Below are 258 nucleotides of genomic sequence, written 5' to 3'. Positions count from 1 at the left end.
GGTGGAGCCGGTGGCCCGAGGGGGTAGTAGGTGAGTGATGGGGTGACGCAGGAAGGTAGTCCAGCCCGGGTGGTGGTTATTCCCGGGGTAAGGGTGTGGCCCGAGTGGCAGGTAAATCCGCCGCTCATTGAAGGGTGAGGCCTGATGCCGAGCCGATTGTGGTGAAGTGGATGATCCTATGCTGTCGAGAAAAGCCTCTAGCGATGTTTCATGGTGGCCCGTACCCTAAACCGACTCTGGTGGTCAGGTAGAGTATAC

1 rRNA gene is annotated in these 258 nt (G+C 58.9%); it reads left to right on the top strand.

The features are described 5' to 3' along the window. Nucleotides 1-258, top strand: a 23S ribosomal RNA gene (locus RM780_RS27770); the annotation flags it as partial.

Source organism: Streptomyces boetiae, assembly GCF_031845405.1.
Lineage (GTDB): Bacteria > Actinomycetota > Actinomycetes > Streptomycetales > Streptomycetaceae > Streptomyces > Streptomyces boetiae.
The sequence above is the reverse complement of the archived record's forward strand: the minus strand, read 5'-3'. Positions and strand labels throughout refer to the sequence as shown.